We start from the raw sequence: 20,797 nt of genomic DNA on the forward strand, positions 1-20,797 counted from the left end.
GCCGTTTTCGTGTTCGTGCGCGTGGCAGTCTGCCGCATGGGCAGGCGGGTAGCCGTCGTGCCCGTGGTCGTCATGCCCGTGGTCATGGTCGCAGCATGCATGGCTGTGGCCGTGGCACTCATGTCCGTGGCCGTCGCGGGCGGCGTGTTCGTGACCGGCGGGCGGGGTGGCGCGGGCCACCTTGTCACATACGAAGCCTTGCGGGTGCCAGGCACCGCAGGGGCATAAAAACAGTGCGTCACTGCTCATGGTCGTTCCTCCACGGGGATGCCGGTGTCCGGCGTCCTCTTGTCGTTCTTGCTATACCTGGACCATAAGGTCTATAGTCGCTATAGGGTCAAGAGGAAAGGAAGCCCCGGGGAAAAAAATTTTTCCGGCCGCTGCCGGCATGGCCCGGACAGGCCGGACAGATCGGACAGGGAGGACGCGCATGAAAGTGAAGATAGGCGAGCTGGCAAAGATGACCGGCTGCCAGGTGGTCACCATCCGCTACTATGAGAAGGAGGGGCTGCTGAAGCGCCCGGAACGCACGGAACGGAACTATCGTCTCTACGGGGAGGAGGACATGGCGCGGCTGCGCTTCATCCGGCATTGCCGCCAGCACGGCATGAGCCTGGACGAGATCCGCACCCTGCTGGTGTACAGCGACCACCCCACGGGCAGCTGCGAGTGGATCAACGCGCTCATCCGCAAGCATATCGAAGCGGTGGAGCAGCAGATACGGGACCTTGAGCACCTCAAGGCGCATCTTGAATCCCTGTACCACACATGCGACGGCAGCCGGGAAGGGGGCTGCGGCATCCTGAAGAGCCTCATCGACGGCGGGAACTGCCTGTACTGCCAGGCGCGGCAGCGGCGCGCGGGGCAGGAGCATCCCTGAGTCCCGCGGGGCCGTCTTTCGGCCCCTCTGCATTCGGACGGGAAGAAAAAAACGGGGCGGACCAGCCGCTGGTCCGCCCCGTCATCCTTGTACCGGGATGCCCGGCCTAGCGCGCGCCCTTGGGGAAGAGCACCACGCCCACGGTCTTGAAGATGATGTGGATGTCCAGCAGGATGGAGATGTTCTTCACATAGAACAGGTCGTATTCCAGCTTGTGGCGGGCATCTTCCTCATTGGCGCCGTAGGGGTAGCAGACCTGGGCCCAGCCGGTGAGGCCGGGCTTCACGGTATGGCGCAGGCTGTAATAGGGGATGTGTTCCTTGAGCTGTTTCACGAAGGTCATGCGTTCGGGGCGGGGGCCGATGAAGCTCATGTCGCCCTTGATGATGTTCCAGATCTGGGGCAGCTCGTCGATGCGCACCTTGCGGATGAACTTGCCCACGCGGGTCACGCGGGCATCGTTGGCGGCGGCCCAGACGGCGCCGTTCTTTTCGGCATCGGTGCGCATGGAGCGGAACTTGTAGACCGTGAATTCCTTTTCATACAGGCCCACGCGGTCCTGGCGGTAGATGACCGGGCCCGGCGATTCCAGACGGATGAGCAGGGCGGTGATGAGCATGACGGGCGCGGCCGGGATGAGCAGCATCAGGGACAGGAACAGGTCGAAGGCGCGCTTCAGGCGGCGCAGGCTGCCGCGGGTGTTGAGCGAGAAACCTTCGGTCTGCAGCAGCCATTCCTCGGTGATCTGGGAAAGGGGCAGGCGCTGCACCACATGCTCGTAGAAGGTGCGGATGTCCACCACCATGGCGCCGTGCAGCTTGGCTTCCAGCAGGTCGTGGGCGATGTCGTCGTCGATGGGGGCGTCGGGCAGCAGCACGATCATGGTCGCATTGTGCTGCCTGGCGGCTTCCAGGGCCATGAAGGGCGGGCCGAAGCATTCACCGGCGTCGGGATCCTGGTCCTTTTCGCCCACATAGCCCAGGATGCGGGCCTTGGGCAGGCCTTCGGCCAGCAGCTTGCGCACCTTGCCGCCGCGGTCCACGCCCACCAGCAGGACGCGCAGGGGATGGGTCAGCTTGTCGGCATTGAGGTAGTAGAGGAAGCGCCAGCCCAGGCAGAACACGAAGGAGAGCGCGAAGAGCAGGAGCACGGTCACGCGGTCGAAGCGCCAGTTCTCCAGGGCGAAGGAGGCCGTGGCCGAGCTGATGATGCCCAGCACGCAGGCCACCAGGATGCGGCCCAGGGTGTCCTTGAAGTCCTCCATGCCCACGCTGTAGGCATCGAGGATGTAGAAGAACAGCAGGTAGAAGAAGATGGTGAACAGGGACGCGCCGGTATAGTCGTCAAAGACGCTCAGGTCGGGCGCGATGGTCACCATGCCCGAAACGGCCAGGGCCAGCAGGATGCAGCACAGGTCCACCACCTGCATCAATGCCATGCGGTAACGGCTGATCATAGTTTCTCCATTGTTTCATACAGGGGACGGGACAGGCCCGTGCGGCCCGCATGCGGCGGGCGGGCTGTCCCCGTGGGCGCGAGCCGTCCCGGCGGCAGGGCCGGGACAGGAGCGGGCCGCTCCGGGCCCGCTGTGGTTTCCCCGGTTATCCGGCTGCGCGGGGCACGCGCATGTCCACCAGGATCTTTTCGGCCACGACCTCGGCGTCGAATTCGCGGCAGGCCAGCTCCCGGCCGGCGGCCCCCATGCTGGCCAGCAGCCCGGGATCGTCCAGAAAGCGGCGCATGGCGGCGGCCAGCGAACGGGGATCGTGGGCGGCGCAGAGGAAGCCGTTCACGCCGTCTTCCATCACTTCACGGCAGCCGGGCACGTCCGTGACCACGGCGGCACGGCCCATGCTCATGCCCTCCATGATGGACGTGGGCGTGCCTTCCCGCCACGAGGGCAGCACCAGCGCATGGCAGGCCGCCACATAGGGGCGCACGTCGCGGGTCTCGCCCAGATATTCGATGCTGCCTTCGTCCTGCCAGCGGCGCACCTGGGCCAGGTCCACACTGCCCAGGCCCTGTTCCGGCGGGCCCAGCAGCTGGAAGCGGGCGGCGGGGTACTGCGTTTTCAGCTCCCTGGCCGCGGCGGCGTATTCGTGCAGGCCCTTGCCCTCCAGCAGGCGGCCCACCAGCAGGAAGATGATCTCCCGCGCCTGGGGGGCGCAGTCCCCGGCGGGCAGGGGCGGCAGGGGCGCTTCGGCAAAGCGGCGGATGTCCACACCGGTGCCGCCGCGCGCCATGAGCACGCGTGCGCCGTGGCGCAGGATGCCGACCGTGCGGAAGAGCTCGGCGTCGTCGCGGTTCTGGAAAAACACGCCTTCAGCCCCGGCAAGGGCGCAGTGGTACAGGCCGATGCTCAGGCGGTTGACGCATTTCTTGAAAAAGGTGTCCGCCTCGAAGGCGTAGCCCAGGCCGGTGATGGTGGCGTAGATGTGCGGCACCCGCGCCAGACGCGCCGCCATGCAGCCGTAGATGACGGGCTTGATGGTGGTGGCGAAGAGCAGGTCCGGCTTTTCCTGCCTGAACAGGCGGTACAGGGCGTGCATGGTGGCCATGTCGCGCAGGGGGTTGAGGCCCTTGCGGTCCAGGGGATAATGGCACAGGCGCACGGCCGGACCTTTCTGGAAGGAGGGATCCTCCTCCCCTATGGCGCGGATGGCGGCGTCGGCGGCGTCGTCGCCCGCGGGCACGGCGCAGAGCACCTCATGCCCGGCGGCACGCATCCGGCGCATGAGGACGGTCCAGAAATTGGAAGTGGAGCGGGCCTGATTGCCCAGGACGAATATTTTCACGGCATATCCTTTGCCCATCTGTCCGGCGGGCGCGCTCCGTGATGGGGCGCTGTCTGACCTGGGGGAAAACGGCATCCCCGCCTGTCCGGGCCGGAAGGGGCCCTCTGGGGGTGCCCTCCTGTTTGGTGGGCTCTTCACGGGCTATACCAGCATCCCTTGCCGCTGAAAAGAGGCAAAGGGGCCCTGCGGGCGGCCACGGGATGCGGCCGAAAAAACGCAATTCCGGCAGGATGCGGAAAAAAGCCCCTGCCGGGGGCCGGGCGCCGTCTTTTGACAGCGGCGTCGGCACAGCGTACAAGGAAAGCACGCCGTCTGTGCCGCGAAGGCGGGCCCGCCCGTTTTCGCGGCCTCCCGGCGGGCAATCACGACCTCTATTAAGGAAGGCTATATGAGCGCCTATATCCAACTGTGCGAAAAGATGCGTGCCGAACCCTCCACCTGGCTGGTGACCGGCGTTGCCGGCTTCATCGGCTCCAACCTGCTGGAACATCTGCTCAAGCTGGGGCAGACCGTGGTGGGGCTGGACAACTTCCTCACCGGCTACCAGAAGAACCTGGACATGGTGGAAGCCCTGGTGGGCCCCGAAGCCTGGAGCCGCTTCACCTTCATCGAAGGCGACATCCGTGACCTGGATACCTGCCGCAAGGCCTGCGAAGGCGTGGATCATGTGCTGCACGAGGCCGCCCTGGGTTCCGTGCCGCGCTCCATCGACGATCCCATCCTGTCCAACAGCTGCAACATCACCGGTTACCTCAACATGCTGGTGGCCGCGCGTGATGCGGGCGTGAAAAGCTTCGTCTACGCCGCCTCCTCCTCCACCTACGGCGATTCCCCCGAACTGCCCAAGGTGGAGGACAAGATCGGCCATCCCCTGTCGCCCTATGCCGTGACCAAGTACGTGGACGAGCTCTATGCCGACGTGTTCGCCCGCTGCTATGGCTTCACCACCGTGGGCCTGCGTTACTTCAACGTCTTCGGCCAGCGTCAGGATCCCTACGGCGCCTATGCCGCCGTCATCCCCCAGTGGTTCGCCAGCCTGCTGAAGAAAGAGACCGTCTTCGTCAACGGCGACGGCGAGACCAGCCGCGACTTCTGCTATATCGACAACGTGGTGCAGGCCAACCTGCTGGCCAGCTTCGCCACGGCCGAAGCCCGCAACAAGGTCTACAACGTGGCCTTTGGCCAGCGCACGACCCTGAACGAACTGTTCGACCTCATCCGCGAGGAAGTGGTGCGCCACATGCCCGAAGCCGCCACGGCCACGGCCACGCACCGCGACTTCCGTGCCGGTGACGTGCGCCACTCCCTGGCCGACATCACCCGCGCCCGCACCCTGCTGGGCTATGAGCCCCAGTTCGACGTGCGCACCGGCCTGCGCCTGGCCGGCGACTGGTACGCCGCCAACCTGTAGGCGTTCCTTCCGTTTTTGAGACAAAGGCCCCCGACGCGTTTTTCGCGTCGGGGGCCTTTTGTCTTCCAGGGGATGGATCGTGCGGGGAGGGGCCCCCGCATCTTCTCCCTCTGCCGTCCTTTTCTGTTCCATGTGAAACGTCCAGGCCCTCCTGCCAGGGCAGAAGGGCCTGGACGTCGGATAAAGCACGCTGGGGAGGGGGAGTTTGAGGGGGGGAGCCCCTCTCGCGCCCGCAGCGACCGGATGGCGGCCGCAGGCCGTGCCCGTTGCGATGGAGGAAGCTACGGGCATCGGCAGCTATGCTGAGGGGGGGCCCCCTCAAATAAAGGTCTTGTGTCAGGCAGCAACGCTGCCACAAAAAAACAAAGCTCCCGGCTACACGTGCAGCAGCACGGACAGGGGGATGTCGCCCAGCACCGTGCGGCCGCCCAGGGCATCCAGCTCCATGAGCATGCAGCAGCCCGCCACGGTGGCGCCGCTCCGGCCCACCAGACGGATCATGGCGTCCACGGTGCCGCCGGTGGCCAGCACGTCATCCACGATGAGGACACGGTCTGCCGGGGCCAGGGCGTCCTTGTGCAGGCACAGGGTGTTGGAACCGTATTCCAGGTCATAGCTGACCTCGAAGGCCGCACAGGGCAGCTTGCCGGGCTTGCGCACCGGGGCCAGGCCCACGCCCAGACGCTGGGCCAGTGGCGCCGCGAACAGAAAGCCCCGCGCTTCGGCAGCCACGACGCGGGTGGGCCGCAGGGGCCGGGCCGCGTCGGCCATTCGTCCGATGACCTCCCCGAAGGCCTCGGGCGAGGCCAGCAGGGGCGTGATGTCATAGAACAGGATGCCGGGCTTGGGGTAGTCGGGGACATGACGGATGAAGGCGGCGATATCCATGCGGGCTCCTTGCGGGGAAAGCGGGAAAAAAGGGGATGTCCGGCATCAATGGCCGGAATAGTCCAGGACATTGTTCAGGGGCGCGCTGCTGCTTTTGACCTGACCGCCGGCGAACACATGCCGGGTCAGGCGCCAGCCGTCCATATCGAGCACGTCCAGCTTGCCCTGCATGTCCGGTGTCAGATGGGTGCGGAAGGCCGCCACCACCTCGTCTTCGGGAAAGTAGGCGCCTTCCATGGAGATGCGGGCCATGTCGCCTTCCTGGCAGAGCAGGGGCACGTCCTCGTCCTCGTTGAGGGCGTCGCGCAGGGCCGACTCCAGCGCCGCGTACAGGGCGGGCGTCACAGGGTAGACATGGCCGTAGGCCTTGACCAGGGGATCGCGCACAGCAGGCTCCGGGGAAAGGGATTGCGGCAGGCGGACGGGAGGGGCGCGTTCGTCCGGCGGCCGGAACAGGCATCCATTCTGGAACAAGTGCCCCAAAAAGGAAAGGCCCCGCGCGCGGCGGGGCCCGGAACGCAAAGGGCCCCCGGAGGGGCCCCGCGGGATATCCTGTTTACTTGCCGTCCACGATGGCCTTGATCTTGCGGGCCATGGGCTGCACCAGATCGCGCAGGCTGCTGATCATGATCTCTTCGGCGGCGCCGCTGGAGGGGATGCCGCTGCGGGTCTGGCTGGAGTTGAGGGTCTCTTTGCTGATCTTCTTCCCGTCACGGCTGGCCAGGCGGTAGGTGGCGCGCATGGAGGTGGCCAGTTCGGTGGCGGAGACCTCACGCAGCCAGGCCTGTTCCACGGTACCGGTGACGATGTAGTCGGGGTTGCCGCTGCGGGCCTGGTTCTCGTCCAGGGCATAGGAGACCTGCACGCCCTGGCGGCGCAGCTCGTCGGCCAGGCCGCGGCTCACCCACTGGGCCACGTCGTCGCTGGCCACGAAGGCGCTGCCGTCACGGCGCACGCCGAGGTTGGTGGTATCCTGGCGGTTGTCGGTGAAGGGCACCACGGTCACGCGCGGGGCGTTGGGGGCGGGCAGCACGGGATTGACCGCGGGCGCGGGCGAAAGCAGGCGCACGGTGTTGCTGGGACCGCAGGCAGTCAGGAACATGGCCAGCATGAGCGCCAGCGACAGGGGGAGGAGGCGTGTGATACGGGCGGATTTCATGGCAAGGTCTCGCAGGAAAGATGTTTTAAAAAGTTTTGAGACTTTTTATATACGCAATGTCCTTGTCTTGCAAGGTCTGGGGGCTCGTGGTAGCGTGGCCTCCACATTGCGCATGCTATGCAGGAGTTTTTATGATCGACCTCAAACTGGTGCAAAAACAGCCCGAAGTGCTGGCCAAGGCCCTGGCCGACCGGCAGTCGCCGCTGAAAGTGGACGAGTTCCTCGAACTGGACGGCCGCCGTCGTGCGCTGCTGGCCGAAGTGGAAAGCCTGAAACAGCAGCAGAACGCCGCCTCCCGCCAGGTGGCCCAGATCAAGCGTGAAGGCGGGGACGCCTCCCACATGATGGAAGAGCTGGGCGCCCTGTCGGCCCGCATCAAGGCCCTGGACGTGCAGACCGCCGAAGCCAAGGCCGCTGTGGAAAACTGGCTCATGGGCGTGCCCAACATCCCGGACGCCAGCGTGCCCGTGGGCAAGGACGAGACCGAGAACGTGGAGGTGCTCCGCTGGGGCACGCCGCGCCAGTTCGATTTCGAGATCCGCCAGCACTGGGAGCTGGGCGGCGGCGCCCTGGATTTCGAGCGCGCCACCCGTCTGGCCGGCAGCCGCTTTGCCCTGTACATGGGCTGGGCCGCCCGTCTGGACCGCGCCCTGGTCAATTTCTTCCTGGACCAGCATGTGAAGCACGAGGACTACATCGAAGTCTGTCCTCCCTTCATGGTCAACCGCGCCACCATGATCGGCACGGGCCAGCTGCCCAAGTTCGAGGAAGACCTCTTCAAGATGCCCGCCTGGGACTACTACCTCATCCCCACCGCCGAGGTGCCCCTGACCAACATCCACGCCGGCGAGGTGCTGGACGAGGCCGACCTGCCCCGCGCCTACTGTGCCGCCACGCCCTGCTTCCGTTCCGAGGCCGGCGCCGCTGGCAAGGACACGCGCGGCCTGATCCGCCTGCACCAGTTCACCAAGGTGGAGATGGTGCGCTTCGCCCATCCTGACGACAGCTTCAACCAGCTGGAGATCATGGTGGGCCATGCCCGCACCCTGCTGGAAAAGCTGGAGCTGCCCTACCGCGTCATCACCCTGTGCACGGGCGACATGGGCTTCGGTTCCGCCAAGACCTATGACCTGGAAGTCTGGCTGCCCGCCCAGAACACCTACCGCGAGATCTCCTCCTGCTCCAACTGCATCGATTTCCAGGCCCGCCGTGCGGACATCCGCTTCAAGCCCAGGGGCGGCAAGAGCGCCTACTGCCACACCCTCAACGGCTCCGGCCTGCCCACCGGCCGCGCCATGGCCGCCATCCTGGAGAACGGCCAGCAGAAGGACGGCAGCATCGTGCTGCCCAGGGCCCTGGTGCCCTACATGGACGGCGTGGAAGTCATCGAGCCTGCGGGCAGGAAGTGATCCACAGTCGACAGCGAATCTGACAAGGCGGTGTCCCTGCGCGGGATGCCGCCTTTTTTCGTGCCCGTGCCGTGGAAAACACAGAGGGCGTGTTCGGGGAGCGGGCAGCCGTGCCCTGCGAAGGGGCCGGGATGGGCGGGAAAGGGGCGCTGCCCGGGCCCCGGCGGGGAAGGCCGTCTGGCGCTTCGGGCCTGCCGGCTGCCGTGCCCGGCGCCGGAGTATGGGAGGGGGATGCCCGTCCAGCCGTGGGCGCGCGCATAAAAAAAGCGGCCTGCCGCATGCGCGGCAGGCCGTGGAGCCCCGCCCGTTGCGGGCGGGCCGGCTCCCCGAGGAGTGGGAGCCGGTGGAGGGTTCCTCAAGAGGGGGGATTACTGTTTCTGCACCGTGATGGAACGGGCAGCAGGAGCTTCGGGCTGTTTGCGGGGGATGACGATGGTCAGCACGCCGTTCTTGTGGCTGGCGCTGATGTTGTCCACATCAGCATCTTCCGCCAGGCCGATCTGGCGGCAGAAGGAGCCGTAGACGCGTTCCTGCACATGGCAGACGGGTTCCTTGGCTTCCGCCTTTTCGCCTTCGGCGGCGGGGGCGGCGCAGCTTTCCATCTTCTTTTCGCCTTCAACGGTCAGCATGCCGTCACGGACTTCGACCTTGACTTCATCGGGATCCACACCGGGCACTTCCATGTGGATGGTGTAGGCCTTGTCGTCGCTGTGGATGTCCAGGCTGGGACGGATGTCGGCCTGCGGCTTGTCCATCAGGCTGGTCGGCCAGCCGGGGGTGAAGAAACCATTGAACAGACGGTCGATATCATGATGCAGGCGATCCAGGGGCTGGAAGCTCTGTTCGGGCTGCTGGGCGTTGCGGGGAGAGAACCAATGCTGGGGATATACACGGATAAGGCTCATTTCAATGCCTCCTGATATTTTTCTTGTTGCCATAGAAGTAAGATGGGACGGCTTGTTGTCAACAGGCTGTGGAAAACTTTTTTCAGCAAACGGGGAAAAGACGCCATCGCGCGCTTCGGCCCGCTCCCGGCAGACGGAGAGGATCTCCGGCCCGCATGGCCGGGGATTGCCAAACCCCGGAGGCGGGCGTATGGTGGCTGCATTCTCAGGGCGGGGTGCAAGTCCCCACCGGCGGTGATGGCGGTTTTCCGCATGAGCCCGCGAGCGCCGTACCATGCAACGTGGTGCGGGTCAGCAGATACCGGTGAGATCCCGGAGCCGACGGTAACAGTCCGGATGAAAGAGAACGGTTCGTTTTTCTGCCGTGTGGGGCGCAAAAAAGGACGGTCTTGGCGGCCGCCCCGCAGCGCGCACGGCAGCCGTGCCCTGATGCACATCTTCCGGCCCGTCCGGGCCGACCAAGGAGACGATGATGCATCAGTCCCCCGATATCCTGGCTTCTTTTGGTGATTGGGAAACGCGTATGGAACGCGCCCTGGCATCCGTGCGCGCGGGCCGGGGCGTCCTGGTGGTGGACGACGAGGACCGCGAGAACGAAGGCGACCTCATCTATCCCGCCCACAGCCTGACCAACGCGCAGATGGCCCGCCTCATCCGGCATTGCAGCGGCATCGTGTGCCTGTGCCTCACTGACGAGCGCGCCACCCGCCTGGACCTGCCGCCCATGGTGGCCCGCAACACCAATACCCAGCAGACCGCTTTCACCATCTCCATCGAGGCCGCCGAGGGCGTGACCACCGGCGTTTCCGCCGCCGACAGGGTGACCACCGTCAAGGCCGCCGTGGCCGAGGACGCGCGTCCCGGGGACCTGCGCCATCCCGGCCATGTGTTCCCGCTGCGGGCCCGCCCCGGCGGCGTGCTGGAGCGGCGCGGCCATACCGAGGCCACCGTGGACCTGATGTCCCTGGCGGGCCTGCCGCCCTGCGGCGTGCTGTGCGAGCTGACCAACGATGACGGCACCATGGCGCGCCTGCCGCAGGTGGCGGACTTTGCCCGTGCCCATGACCTGCCCCTGCTGGCCGTGGCGGACATCGTGCGCTGGCGTGAACGGCAGGAGGGCCGGGCCTGAGCCCCAGCCGTCTGATCCCCTTTTCCTGTCCCGGGACAGGGCTTGCCGTGGCCGCCGGCCGGAGTCGATGCATACCAGGAAAGAACGCTGCCGGCGGCCGGCCGGGCAAGTATGAAAAAAAAGGACGCTGTGCAGCGTCCTTTTTTCATGCCCGGGCCCGGGATGGCGGCGGGACGGAGGAGGATCGCCTCCGCCGGATCAGTGCTGATGGTGCAGGAGACGGTCCAGGAGGAAGGGGCGCAGGGCCATGAGGGCCTCCCATGTGGGGATCATGGAGATGATGGAAGCCGCGAGCATGAGGCTGATGCCGGCCCACATGTTCCAGGGGATCTCCTCGCCGAGGAGCAGCATGGCAAGGATGGGCGCCAGCACCGGCTTCAGGAAGAAGACCAGCGAGCCCTGCATGGCGGAGGTGGCCTCCATGCCCATGAAGTAGCAGGCATAGCCGCCCGCGGTGATGAAAACGCAGATGTAGAGCACATTGAGGATGTTGGCCGTGGTGTAGCCGCTGAAGAAGGGCATGGCGGCGAACATGGGCAGGCCGGCGGCCCGGAGGGCGTCGGCCACGGCGGGGATGTGGCTGACGAGCATGAGGACGATCATCTCGGCGCTGGCGGCCAGACAGCTGAAGCAGGTGACGGCCACGCCGGAATACCGGGCGCACTGTTTTTTGCCCAGCACGGCATACAGGGCGAAGGTGGCGGCCGAGAGCAGCACCAGGATGATGCCCGCGGGGTCCAGCGTGGTGTGCAGCGGGTCGATGATGATGACGGCGGCCGCCACTTCCACCACCAGGGCCATGATGTGCTGGGGCCGGATGTCGGAGCGCAGGATGAGATAGGCAAACGCCAGCACCAGCACGGGGTTGCAGCTGAACAGCACGCTGACCACCGAGGCCGGGGCGTAGAGGATGGACATCTGGTAGAGCATCATGCTCACCACCAGGCCCACGAAGCCGAGCCCGGCAAAGCCTTTCCACGCGGCGGCGGTGACCCGTGCCCCGTGCTGGCGCAGGCCGCGCAGGGCAAAGGGGATGAGCAGCAGCCCGCCCACGAGGAAGCGGGTGCAGGTGAGCTGCATGGGGTTGAAATCATGGGCCACGGTCTTCAGGGCCACTTCCATGGAGCTGAAGAAGACGGTGGCAAGCAGAATGAAAATGTATCCGCGGTTCATCGTTCAAGATCCCTGGTTGGAAAACGGTTGCGGGAGAAGTGCTGCGCTTGCCTATAGCAGGGTGTCCTGATACGGTAAAATGCTTAATTGATATCATAGCCATATCAAAAATGCATGACAGGAGAGCGCATGGAGCTGAACTGGGAGCTTTGCCGGATATTCTACCAGGTGGCGCGCTGCCGCAATTTCAGCCGGGCGGCGGCCATGCTGTTCACCAGCCAGCCCGCGGTATCGCGCTCCATGGCGGCCCTGGAACGCGAGCTGGGCTGCCGCCTGTTCATCCGCAACCGGCGCGGCGTGGAGCTCACGCCCGAAGGCCGCGTGTTCTATGCCCATGTGGAGGCGGGCTGCGAGCAGTTCCGCCGGGGCCGGGAAGAGCTGGAGCAGGCCGTGGGCCTGCAGTCGGGCAGCATCGCCCTGGGGGCCAGCGAGACGGCGCTGCGCCACTGGCTGCTGCCGCGGCTGGACCGCTTTCATGCCCAGTATCCGGGGGTGCGGCTCCGGCTGTTCGGCGGTACGTCCCGTCAGGCCATCGAGGAGCTCAAGTCCGGGGCCATCGACTTCGCCGTGGCCGCCGTGCCCGGCGGCGGTTTCCGGGCCCTGAAGGAGACATGCCTGTGCCCGCTGCGGGACGTTTTCGTGGCCTCGCCGGCCTTCGGCCGGCTGCGCGGCAGGGACGTGCCCCTGGACGAGGTGATGCGGCATCCGTTCATCTGCCACAAGCAGGGCAGCCTTACCTTTGAATTTCTGGAAAGCCTGTGCAAGGCGCGGGGCGTGGATTTTGTCCCGGCCATGGAACCCGATACCACGGGCCTGGTGCTGGAGCTGGCCCGGCACGGCCTGGGCATCGGCTTTTTGCCGGAACCGGCCGCCAGGGCGGCACTGGACGCCGGCGAGGTGTTCGCCCTGCGGATCACGGGAACGATCCCGCCGCGCAGCATCAGCCTGCTGGAATATGACGGCCACACCCTGAGCCTGGCCGCACGCCGCCTGCGCGACATGCTCATCCAGGAGGCGACGGCCGGGGACGCGGCCTGAGCTCCGGGACGGCCGGGGCCGCCGTCCCGGGCGGGCCTTCGTGCCTTCCGGCCGGCAGGGGGCCTTTCCGCCCGCGCGGGGCGCGGGACAGGGCGCAGAGCCCCCGGCCGTGGTGTGCGTCCGGGCGGGACGCGGGCCCGCATGGCGAAAGGCCGTCCCCCGGGAAGGCCTTTCACGGCCGGTGCGGCATCCGCCTGTCCTGGCCGGTGCAAGCCCCTGCCTGGGCCTTGCCCGCGGCTTCCAGGAAGCGCTGGCCGAGGATGGCCGGGGCCACGGTGCGCAGAGTGGTGCCGCCCAGCTCAAGGCTGTTCTCCTCATGCATGGGGCGGCTGGCCCCGGCCCGTTCCACTTCCCTGGCGAAGGCCTCGCGCAGCAGGCGGAAGGAGGCCTCCACCTCGGGATAGCTGTTGTCCTCGCGCCAGGGCAGGCGCAGGCTCTGGCTGCCGTGCCGCCCCTTGTGGGACGGGATGGAGAGCTGGTAGTGCGGCCGGTCATCGCTGCCGTCCCGCCCGGCCCGTTCGTGCTGCCCGGGCCAGCAGTGTTCCTGCCAGGATTCCGGCGGCTCGGGGATGAGCGAGGTGATGCTCAGCGGCGGTGTGGCCAGCGCGCGTTCAAAGTCTTCCAGGGTGACGGTATAGGTCAGGACAGGGCGCAGGTTGCCGCGCTTTTTTTCTATTTTCCAGGTGATCCGCATACAGGCTCCTTGATGGTCAGGCTCCGGCGGGCAGGCGCAGCAGCTCGCCGAAGGGGGGCCGTTCCCCTCCCTGTCCCCAGACGGCCCAGAGCAGGGGGCAGGCGGGCTCGTCGGGGAAGGACGAACATTCCAGATCCGTGAACCAGAGCAGGCAGGCCGGGCGCAGGCCGTTGTCGTCCAGCCAGCGGCCCACGGGCTTAAAGTCCGTGCCGCCGCCGCCCACGGGGCGCAGGTGCAGGGGCAGGTCCTGCCGCCGGAAGGTCTGCACGGCCTGCACGCGGCTGTCGTGGAAGATGACCACCAGTTCCGTCTCGTAGGCCGCGAGGATGGACGACAGTTCTTCGCAGAACAGGGACAGGGCGGCATCGTCCACCGAGCCCGAGCAGTCCACGGCCACGGCCAGCTGCGGGATGCGCTGTTCCTGCCGCCCGGGCAGGTAGATGCCGTGGTGCAGGTAACGCCGGTTGGGCGCGCTCCAGGTGTAGTCGTTGAGGGCGCAATTCTCCAGAAAGCGGCGCAACAGGCCGCGCCAGTCCGTGCCGCCGTCGTGGCGGCCGCCGCGCAGCAGGCGGCTGAAGCCCGCGGGCTCGCGTCCCATGTGCCGCGCCCGTTGCAGGGCCTGCTCCAGACGCAGTTCGGCCTCCTGTTCCGCCTTGTGGCGCGCGTCTCCCTGGCCGTCCTCCAGCAGGGGATGGTCGCGGACCTCACCGGAAAAATACGGGACAGGCTGCCCTTTTTCCGGCTTGCGCCCGGCGGGACGGGCCTTGCCCGCGGCTTCCGGGGCGGCCTCGTCCGCCGTCCCTTCACGGGAGGGGGCGGCCGCAGGAGGGGCGTCCTGCCGCTCCCGGCCGTCATGCTCCTGCCGGCCGGAGCCCTTTTCCCGGGGCCTGCGTCCGGCGGCCTGCTGCTGCGCGCCGCCGTGCAGGGGCGTGTCCTGCAGGGCGGCCAGGCGGGCATAGACCTCGTCCACGCTGAGCCCCGCGTATTCGGGATGTTCCAGATGGCCCTGCGGCAGCCGGAAGCCGGCATCGAGCAGCAGGGCATCCACCACCACATCGCAGGCCTCGTTCCAGAGCCGGGCATCGCGCCCGCCGCGCCGGACATGGTGGGCGCAGGCCAGATGCATGACCTCGTGGGCCTGGGCCCCCACCAGCCGTTCATGGGGCAGGGTGGCCGCCCAGGCGGGGTTGAAGGCCAGCGTGCGGCCGTCGGTCCAGAGGTGGCGGCAGGAGCTGTCCGCTTTCAGGTCCAGATGCAGGACCAGGGAGCCGAAAAAGGGCTGCCGGAGCACCAGTGCCGCCCGGGCCCGGATCATGGCCGTGAGGGCTCGCTGTTCCAGAGGGGTGGTCGGAACGTCCGCCGCAAGGCCGTGGCGCATACCTTGTGGTGCGGACGGGCGTTCCGGCCGGGGTCCCTGCCCTGCTGTCCCGGGCGTTTCCGGGGAAGGCGGGCATACCGCGGCGTCTGGTTTGGAGCGGGTGTCTTCGGTCGTCGGGACGGCATCCCGGCGGCTGACGGAGGAGGGGACACGCACGCCCCGGGAGAGGGGGGCTCGGTGCAGGGCAGGAAGATCGTCCCTGTTCACATCAGGACCTCGGCGTTGTCGCGGGCCCAGCGGGCAAAGGGCTCGCTCTCCACCACGGCGGGATCCTGACGGACGGCATCGCGCATGAGCAGCACGCCGAACTCGGCGGGCAGACGTCCGGCATAGACGGCCAGGGCCTCCAGGGTGGCGGGCGCGGTGCGCAGGGCCAGGGCCTCGCACAGGGCGTAGAGGGAGGCCGGGTCAGCGGGCACGGGGGCTTCTTCGGGAGCGCTGAGGACGCTCTCCACACTGGGCAGATGGCGCCATTCCCGCAAAAAGCCGCTCAGCTCCGCCGCGGCCGCCTGGCCAATGGTCCCGGCCAGCAGCTCTTCTTCCAGCGGGCCTTCCGGGGCGGCATCGAGGATGCGCGAGGCGAATTCCCAGGAGCGCGGCGAGGCGAAGGCCCTGTCCGACGAGCGGGGATCGAAGTCGAGCAGCAGGCGCGGCCGGAAACGCAAAAAAGCCTGGATGTCCTCGCGGATGCCGTTGTCACGGGCCCAGTCCAGCCAGTCGTCCACATGGCATTCCACATCCAGATGCACCATGCGGTTGGCCAGGGCCGAGGGCATGCGGCAGGTCACGGCCCGGTCGCTCTCGCGGTTGCCGGCGGCCACCACGGCCCAGCCGTCGGGCAGGCGGTACTGGCCCACGCGCCGGTCGAGGACAAGCTGGTAGCAGGCGGCCTGTACCAGCGGGGGCGCGGCGTTGAGCTCGTCCAGGAAGAGGATGCCTTCGTCCGTGTCCTGCGGATGGGGCAGGAATTCCGGCACGCACCAGGAGGTGATGCCCTCGTCGCTGATGCGGGGCAGGCCGCGCAGGTCCACGGGGTCCAGCAGCACGGCGCGCAGGTCGTGGAGCCTGCGGCCCTGGCGGCGGGCCACGTCGGCCACCAGCCGGCTCTTGCCCACACCGGGCGGGCCCCAGAGGAACACGGGTTGACGGATACGCACCAGATGGTGCAGCGCCTCGCGGACATGGCTGGGTCTCATACGGGGGTCCTTTTAAATAAATTGAATTTCATTTTCAATTAGGATATACGGGGAGGGCATGCAAGGCAAGTCTTTTCCGGGGCGGCGCATGCAAGGAGCAGCAAGCATGGATATCCGGCGGCATATCATCCATCCCGGGGGCGTCTGGGAGCGTTTTTCGCTGTACCTGAAGCAGGGCGGCCACGCTGCCGTGCACCGGGAGGTCGCGCGTTCCCTGCGGCTGCGGACGCGCGACGTGGTCCTGGACCTGGGCGGTGGCGGCCATGCCCTGGCCCAGCTGGCCCTGTATGCGGGGACGGTCCACGGTGTGGACACCAGCGCGGCGGCGGTATGGGCGGCCATATCGCGCAACCGCCATGACGTGGCCCGGGGCAGGGTCCATGTTTGCCGGGGCACGCTCCCCGCCCTGCCGTTCCCCGAGGCCATGTTCCACGTCATCACCGCGTTCGAGCCCGCGTTCTGGGCAGGGGACCTGCCCGCCTGCCTGCGCGAGGTCCGGCGCCTGCTGCGCCCCGGCGGCCAGTGCGTGCTGGTGTGCGCGGGCGGCCGGGAAAGCGGCGGTCCCGTACCGGCCGGACACACGGCGGAGACGCTCAACGCCCTGGCGGACAGGGCCGGGCTGCTGTGCCTGCCGCCCCTGCGTTTGCGGGGCAAGGGCCGCGTGCTCCTGCACTGGCTGCAGCCCGCCTGCGATCTGTGCCGTCCCGTGCCCCTGGACGTGTTCCCGGCGGGCTGGGCCCAGGCCTGCTAGCGAGTGCCGACATGAGCCGCAGCTTGGCAGGGGAAGGCCCCCTCATCTTTGCTGCGGTACCCGTAACGCGCCTTCGTCGTTAACGGGGACGGCCTGCGGCCGCCTTTGGTCGCCGCCCGCGCGAGAGGGTTTTCCCCTCCAGGTCCCATCCTTCCCCGCTGCGCTTTTTCAGATGGGCGCGGCTGCGGCAAGCCCCCTTCACGGGCGGCTGTCCGCAGGGGATGCAGACAGACGGGGACGGGCCCTGCGGGTCGTCCGGTGTCCGGTTCCCGGCGGTATGGGAGCTTTCCGGCGGCATCCGCCCGGCATAGGGAAGGAGGCGCCGGGGCCCATGCCGTGAGGCCGCCGCAGGGAAAATGGCGGCCGCGCCGCGGCGGGCTGGCCGCGACACGCAACGGCGCGGGGGGACAGTGTCCCCCCTTTTTGTGTCCGTCGCCGGTGCCGTGATGGCCGGGAAACGGGGGCCGGGCCCGCCCTTCCGGTGGCTCCGGCGTTGCGGGCGCCGTCCCGCGGTACCGCGGCCGTGGCGGGCGCGCTCGTGTCCTAGCCGCCGATGAGGTAGCGCGAGCGTTTGCCCATGACTTTCTTGATGGCCAGGATGCAGAGGATGCAGAGGGCGATCTCCACGCTCACGGTGAGGTTGGCGATGGTGAAGACCTGTCCGGGCAGCGCGGCGCCGAGCACCTGGAACAGGGGCGCCTGGAAGATGCCCTGGAAGATGGCGTGCAGGAAGAAGAGCGGGAAGCTGTAGCGGGCCAGGAAGTCCAGGACCGGCACTTCTCTGTCCATGCCTTCCAGCAGGTCCAGCACCCAGGAGCCGATGCAGAGTTTCTGCACATAGTAGGCGCCTTCGATATTGGGCATGAAGCTGCCGAAGTAATGGTCGGCCACGATGAGCAGGGAACTCATGACGGCCGTCACGCGGATGGCGCCGAGGTGGCGGCGGATGAAGGCCATGCAGGCGTCACGGTTGCGGGCGCAGTACACGCCCATGAGGAAGATGGGCACGAAAAAGCAGAGGTTGCGCAGGGGCGAGACCAGCAGGCGCGGCACCAGCAGGGGCAGCACGGCGGCCGGGAGCAGGATCTTTTGCAGCAGCCCGGTGGGCAGATGGAAGATGAGCGGCCCGGCGCTGAACACGGTCATGATGAAGGGGATGTACCAGTAGGGCACCAGACTGGCCGACCCGTAGGCCAGACAGCGCAGCACGTCCCCCGGGGAGGCCACGGGCGTGCCGTCGTTGATGAAGGGGATGTCGTAGCCGAACCAGTGGTGGGACACCCAGCCCGCGGCCAGCAGGAGCAGCGAAAGGACGAGATAGGGGCAGAAGACGTTGACGATCTTGGACTTGTAGAAGCGCAGGGGGGAGAACGGGCCTTTCCGGCGGTTCACGAAGTCGAACAGGTAGCCGGAGATGAACACGAAGTAGATGGTGGCGGAGTGGAAAAGGCATAACCGCAGGCTGTCCTGGAGCCTGGCGGCGTCCTCGCTGCCCGCGAGGACGGGGCCCACCCACATGTGGGTGAGCATGACGGAGACGATGGCGAAGGCCCTGAAATAGTGGAAGGTCAGGTCATAGTGCTTTTGCGTCATGCAGTACCTTTGATCCGGCCGGATACCCGGCGCAGGCGTGGCGAAAATTCTTATCGTGCAGATAAGGATTATTGCCTCCTAAACCGGATGGCGGGCTATGTCAACGGCTGCAGGCGCAGGGCAAGGCGGGTGTGGCGGGTGCGGGTCCTGTTGTTCTTGACGGCCATGTGCAGGGCGCGGCTCTCGCCCACCAGCACCACCAGCTTTTTGCCGCGCGTGACGCCGGTGTAGACCAGGTTGCGCTGCAGCAGCACATAATGCTGCATCATCAGCGGGATGACCACGGCGGGGTATTCCGAGCCCTGCGACTTGTGGATGGAGATGGCGTAGGCGGGCGTCAGCTCGTCCAGCTCATCGAAGTCATAGGGCACCACACGGTCGTCATAGCGCACGCTCAGGGTCCGTTCCTTGCCGTCCAGGAAGACGATGCGGCCCACGTCGCCGTTGAAGACGTCCTTGTCGTAGTTGTTGCGGATCTGCATGACCTTGTCGTGCAGGCGGAAGCTGCGGTCGCCGCGCCGCACTTCCAGCCCGTTGGGGTTGAGGCTGGCCTGCAGGCGCAGGTTGAGCTGCGCCGCGCCCACGGCCCCCTTGTGCATGGGCGTGAGCACCTGGATGTCGTTGACCGGGTCCAGGCCGAAGCGGCGCGGGATGTGGTTGCGCACCAGATCCACCACCATGTCGGCGGCGCGTTCCGGGTCGTTCTGGTGGATGAAATAGAAATCCGAGAGCCTGTCCCTGCTGGATTCCAGCGAGGGCACCTGCCCCTTATTGATGAGGTGGGCGTTGCAGATGATCTCGCTTTCCGCCGACTGGCGGAAGATCTCGGTCAGCTCCACCACGGGCACCGCCCCGGAGGCGATGATGTCGGCCAGCACGTTGCCCGGCCCCACGGAGGGCAGCTGGTGCACGTCGCCCACCAGCACCACGGTGGCGCCCAGGGGCACGGCCTTGAGCAGGTGGTAGAAGAGCAGGGTGTCCATCATGGAGGCCTCGTCCACCACCAGCAGGCCGCAGGCCAGCGGGTTGTCCTCGTTGCGGGCAAAGCCGTCCTCCTGCGGGCTGTATTCCAGCAGGCGGTGGATGGTGCGGGCCTCGCGGCCCGAGGTCTCGCTCATGCGCTTGGCGGCGCGGCCCGTGGGCGCGGCCAGCAGGATCCTGGCCTTGACCTCGGCGAACAGGCGGATGATGGCGTTGATGATGGTGGTCTTGCCCGTGCCGGGGCCGCCGGTGAGCACCATGACCTTGCTGCGCGCCGCGGTGCGCACGGCCTCCAGCTGTTCCGGGGCCAGGCTGATGGACAGGGATTCCGTGACCTTCTCCACCAGGGCGTCGGGCTCGGCAAAGCGCACGGCCTTGGGCGAGTGCAGCAGACGGTGCAGATAGAAGGCCGTCCTGGATTCATAATGATGGTAGCGGCGCAGGTAGACGGCCACTTCCGGCGCTTCCGCCTCGTCGCCGTCCTCGCGGAAGACCGCGGGCAGGCGCCCGGGCAGTTCGTCCAGGCTCTCGCGCACCACGCGCTCTTCCTGCTCCAGGGCCAGCACGGCCTGCCGGGCCAGGTCGCGGTCCACGTCCAGCTGCCGGCAGGCCTGGTCCAGCAGTTCCTCCTCGGGCAGGAAGACGTTGCCGTCGTCCGTGGCCTTTTGCAGCACATAGAGCAGCCCGGCCTGGATGCGCAGGGGATGATCCTCGGCAAAGCCCAGCTTGCGGGCCGCGGCGTCGGCCGTCACGAAGCCGATGCCCCGGATGTCCATGGCCAGACGGTAGGGGTTCTCGCGCACCACGTTGAGGGCCTCGCCGCCGTAGGCGCGGTAGATGCGCACGGCATAGGCGGGCGTGATGCCGTGGGGCTGCAAAAAGAGCAGCAGGTCGCGGATGCCCCGGTGCTCGGCCCAGCTGTCCCTGATCTTCTCGAAGCTCTTCTTGCCCACGCCCTTGATCTTGAGCAGGCGTTCTGGCTCTTCGTCCAGCACGCGGATGGTGTCCGTGCCGAAGGCGGCCACGATGCGCCCGGCCATCTCCTCGCCCACGCCCTTGATGAGGCCCGAGGCCAGGTACAGGCGGATGCCCTCGCTGGTGGCGGGCAGCATCTCCTCGGCCATGTCGAAGGCCAGCTGGCGGCCGAAGCGCGCGTTGTTGACCCAGCGGCCGCTGACCCGCAGCTGCACCCCGGCCTGCGGGTTGACCATGTGGCCCACGCAGGTCACGGGATCGCGGCTCACCGTGCGGCTGGGCGCGCCCTTGACCCTGGCCTCCACGGGCAGGGCCCTGTCGGGCAGCAGGCGCAGCACGGTATAGCCGTTCTCTTCGTTGTGGAAGACCACCCGTTCCAGCGTGCCGGTGAGTTCGGCGGCATCGGGATCGCGCAGCAGGGGGAGTTCGTCAGACATGGCAG

At 67.3% G+C, this 20,797-nt stretch carries 18 protein-coding genes and 1 riboswitch; of the genes, 6 read left to right on the plus strand and 12 right to left on the minus strand.

Annotated elements, in window-relative coordinates; all coding sequences use genetic code 11:
• Positions 1-430: 430 nt before the first annotated feature.
• Positions 431-880 carry a Cd(II)/Pb(II)-responsive transcriptional regulator gene (locus DESPIGER_RS09085; protein WP_072335833.1) on the plus strand — a complete coding sequence of 150 codons (450 nt, stop codon included), beginning with the start codon at positions 431-433 and terminating at the stop codon, positions 878-880.
• A gap of 106 nt (positions 881-986) precedes the next feature.
• On the opposite strand, the gene DESPIGER_RS09090 is transcribed toward DESPIGER_RS09085, so the two are convergent.
• Together DESPIGER_RS09090 and DESPIGER_RS09095 are read right to left on the minus strand one after the other, a co-directional pair.
• Entirely contained in the window at positions 987-2,336 is a 1,350-nt protein-coding gene (locus DESPIGER_RS09090; protein ID WP_072335836.1) for a sugar transferase, read from the minus strand.
• A 145-nt stretch (positions 2,337-2,481) separates the two neighbouring features.
• Entirely contained in the window at positions 2,482-3,675 is a 1,194-nt protein-coding gene (locus DESPIGER_RS09095) for a glycosyltransferase family 4 protein (protein ID WP_072337690.1), read from the minus strand.
• A gap of 388 nt (positions 3,676-4,063) precedes the next feature.
• Between DESPIGER_RS09095 and DESPIGER_RS09100 the strand changes: the two genes are divergently transcribed.
• Positions 4,064-5,086: an SDR family oxidoreductase gene (locus DESPIGER_RS09100; RefSeq protein ID WP_072335839.1), complete on the plus strand. Its 1,023-nt coding sequence runs from the start codon at positions 4,064-4,066 to the stop codon at positions 5,084-5,086.
• Between the two features lie 375 nt (positions 5,087-5,461).
• On the opposite strand, the gene DESPIGER_RS09105 is transcribed toward DESPIGER_RS09100, so the two are convergent.
• The 3 genes from DESPIGER_RS09105 to DESPIGER_RS09115 form a co-directional block, all read right to left on the minus strand.
• Positions 5,462-5,974 carry an adenine phosphoribosyltransferase gene (locus DESPIGER_RS09105; protein WP_072335842.1) on the minus strand — a complete coding sequence of 171 codons (513 nt, stop codon included), beginning with the start codon at positions 5,972-5,974 and terminating at the stop codon, positions 5,462-5,464.
• Positions 5,975-6,019: 45 nt separating this feature from the next.
• On the minus strand, positions 6,020-6,361 hold the full coding sequence (locus tag DESPIGER_RS09110) for a hypothetical protein (protein WP_072337692.1): 342 nt from the start codon (positions 6,359-6,361) through the stop codon (positions 6,020-6,022).
• Positions 6,362-6,530: 169 nt separating this feature from the next.
• Entirely contained in the window at positions 6,531-7,133 is a 603-nt protein-coding gene (locus DESPIGER_RS09115) for a hypothetical protein (protein ID WP_072335845.1), read from the minus strand.
• A gap of 131 nt (positions 7,134-7,264) precedes the next feature.
• Here DESPIGER_RS09115 and serS point away from each other — a divergent pair, with 131 nt between their 5' ends.
• Positions 7,265-8,542, plus strand: a complete 1,278-nt coding sequence (serS, locus tag DESPIGER_RS09120) for a serine--tRNA ligase (RefSeq protein WP_072335848.1) — start codon at positions 7,265-7,267, stop codon at positions 8,540-8,542.
• Positions 8,543-8,910: 368 nt separating this feature from the next.
• Here serS and DESPIGER_RS09125 read toward each other — a convergent pair whose 3' ends face one another.
• On the minus strand, positions 8,911-9,447 hold the full coding sequence (locus tag DESPIGER_RS09125; RefSeq protein WP_072335851.1) for an Hsp20/alpha crystallin family protein: 537 nt from the start codon (positions 9,445-9,447) through the stop codon (positions 8,911-8,913).
• Between the two features lie 197 nt (positions 9,448-9,644).
• A riboswitch (FMN riboswitch) is annotated at positions 9,645-9,799 on the plus strand.
• Positions 9,800-9,919: 120 nt separating this feature from the next.
• Between DESPIGER_RS09125 and ribB the strand changes: the two genes are divergently transcribed.
• On the plus strand, positions 9,920-10,576 hold the full coding sequence (ribB, locus tag DESPIGER_RS09130; RefSeq protein WP_072335854.1) for a 3,4-dihydroxy-2-butanone-4-phosphate synthase: 657 nt from the start codon (positions 9,920-9,922) through the stop codon (positions 10,574-10,576).
• A gap of 198 nt (positions 10,577-10,774) precedes the next feature.
• Here ribB and DESPIGER_RS09135 read toward each other — a convergent pair whose 3' ends face one another.
• Positions 10,775-11,749 carry a DMT family transporter gene (locus DESPIGER_RS09135; protein WP_072335856.1) on the minus strand — a complete coding sequence of 325 codons (975 nt, stop codon included), beginning with the start codon at positions 11,747-11,749 and terminating at the stop codon, positions 10,775-10,777.
• Between the two features lie 129 nt (positions 11,750-11,878).
• Here DESPIGER_RS09135 and DESPIGER_RS09140 point away from each other — a divergent pair, with 129 nt between their 5' ends.
• Positions 11,879-12,787: a LysR family transcriptional regulator gene (locus DESPIGER_RS09140; protein WP_072335859.1), complete on the plus strand. Its 909-nt coding sequence runs from the start codon at positions 11,879-11,881 to the stop codon at positions 12,785-12,787.
• Between the two features lie 172 nt (positions 12,788-12,959).
• Here the strand turns inward: DESPIGER_RS09140 and DESPIGER_RS09145 are convergent, their stop codons facing one another.
• The 3 genes from DESPIGER_RS09145 to DESPIGER_RS09155 form a co-directional block, all read right to left on the minus strand.
• Positions 12,960-13,481 (minus strand): hypothetical protein, encoded by a 522-nt coding sequence (locus tag DESPIGER_RS09145; RefSeq protein WP_072335861.1) that lies wholly within the window; start codon positions 13,479-13,481, stop codon positions 12,960-12,962.
• 16 nt (positions 13,482-13,497) lie between these two features.
• Positions 13,498-14,859 (minus strand): DUF2201 family putative metallopeptidase, encoded by a 1,362-nt coding sequence (locus DESPIGER_RS09150; RefSeq protein WP_072335864.1) that lies wholly within the window; start codon positions 14,857-14,859, stop codon positions 13,498-13,500.
• A gap of 203 nt (positions 14,860-15,062) precedes the next feature.
• Positions 15,063-16,055 carry an ATP-binding protein gene (locus DESPIGER_RS09155; RefSeq protein WP_072335867.1) on the minus strand — a complete coding sequence of 331 codons (993 nt, stop codon included), beginning with the start codon at positions 16,053-16,055 and terminating at the stop codon, positions 15,063-15,065.
• Positions 16,056-16,161: 106 nt separating this feature from the next.
• Between DESPIGER_RS09155 and DESPIGER_RS09160 the strand changes: the two genes are divergently transcribed.
• Positions 16,162-16,806 carry a class I SAM-dependent methyltransferase gene (locus tag DESPIGER_RS09160; protein WP_072335870.1) on the plus strand — a complete coding sequence of 215 codons (645 nt, stop codon included), beginning with the start codon at positions 16,162-16,164 and terminating at the stop codon, positions 16,804-16,806.
• Between the two features lie 543 nt (positions 16,807-17,349).
• On the opposite strand, the gene DESPIGER_RS09165 is transcribed toward DESPIGER_RS09160, so the two are convergent.
• Both DESPIGER_RS09165 and DESPIGER_RS09170 read right to left on the minus strand, forming a co-directional pair.
• Entirely contained in the window at positions 17,350-18,399 is a 1,050-nt protein-coding gene (locus DESPIGER_RS09165) for an acyltransferase family protein (RefSeq protein WP_072335873.1), read from the minus strand.
• Between the two features lie 95 nt (positions 18,400-18,494).
• On the minus strand, positions 18,495-20,792 hold the full coding sequence (locus DESPIGER_RS09170; protein WP_072335876.1) for an ATP-dependent RecD-like DNA helicase: 2,298 nt from the start codon (positions 20,790-20,792) through the stop codon (positions 18,495-18,497).
• Between the last annotated feature and the right edge of the window lie 5 nt (positions 20,793-20,797).

The sequence above is a fragment of the Desulfovibrio piger genome, assembly GCF_900116045.1.
Lineage (GTDB): Bacteria > Desulfobacterota > Desulfovibrionia > Desulfovibrionales > Desulfovibrionaceae > Desulfovibrio > Desulfovibrio piger_A.

Bases quoted from the DNA above. Each gene is read 5' to 3' on its own strand.
- DESPIGER_RS09085 (WP_072335833.1), top strand. From the start codon at position 431: ATGAAAGTGAAGATAGGCGAGCTGGCAAAGATGACCGGCTGCCAGGTG.
- ribB (WP_072335854.1), top strand. From the start codon at position 9,920: ATGCATCAGTCCCCCGATATCCTGGCTTCTTTTGGTGATTGGGAAACG.
- DESPIGER_RS09090 (WP_072335836.1), bottom strand. From the start codon at position 2,336: ATGATCAGCCGTTACCGCATGGCATTGATGCAGGTGGTGGACCTGTGC.
- DESPIGER_RS09100 (WP_072335839.1), top strand. From the start codon at position 4,064: ATGAGCGCCTATATCCAACTGTGCGAAAAGATGCGTGCCGAACCCTCC.
- DESPIGER_RS09165 (WP_072335873.1), bottom strand. From the start codon at position 18,399: ATGACGCAAAAGCACTATGACCTGACCTTCCACTATTTCAGGGCCTTC.
- DESPIGER_RS09135 (WP_072335856.1), bottom strand. From the start codon at position 11,749: ATGAACCGCGGATACATTTTCATTCTGCTTGCCACCGTCTTCTTCAGC.
- DESPIGER_RS09105 (WP_072335842.1), bottom strand. From the start codon at position 5,974: ATGGATATCGCCGCCTTCATCCGTCATGTCCCCGACTACCCCAAGCCC.
- DESPIGER_RS09140 (WP_072335859.1), top strand. From the start codon at position 11,879: ATGGAGCTGAACTGGGAGCTTTGCCGGATATTCTACCAGGTGGCGCGC.
- DESPIGER_RS09145 (WP_072335861.1), bottom strand. From the start codon at position 13,481: ATGCGGATCACCTGGAAAATAGAAAAAAAGCGCGGCAACCTGCGCCCT.
- DESPIGER_RS09115 (WP_072335845.1), bottom strand. From the start codon at position 7,133: ATGAAATCCGCCCGTATCACACGCCTCCTCCCCCTGTCGCTGGCGCTC.
- DESPIGER_RS09155 (WP_072335867.1), bottom strand. From the start codon at position 16,055: ATGAGACCCAGCCATGTCCGCGAGGCGCTGCACCATCTGGTGCGTATC.
- DESPIGER_RS09160 (WP_072335870.1), top strand. From the start codon at position 16,162: ATGGATATCCGGCGGCATATCATCCATCCCGGGGGCGTCTGGGAGCGT.
- DESPIGER_RS09125 (WP_072335851.1), bottom strand. From the start codon at position 9,447: ATGAGCCTTATCCGTGTATATCCCCAGCATTGGTTCTCTCCCCGCAAC.
- serS (WP_072335848.1), top strand. From the start codon at position 7,265: ATGATCGACCTCAAACTGGTGCAAAAACAGCCCGAAGTGCTGGCCAAG.
- DESPIGER_RS09150 (WP_072335864.1), bottom strand. From the start codon at position 14,859: ATGCGCCACGGCCTTGCGGCGGACGTTCCGACCACCCCTCTGGAACAG.
- DESPIGER_RS09170 (WP_072335876.1), bottom strand. From the start codon at position 20,792: ATGTCTGACGAACTCCCCCTGCTGCGCGATCCCGATGCCGCCGAACTC.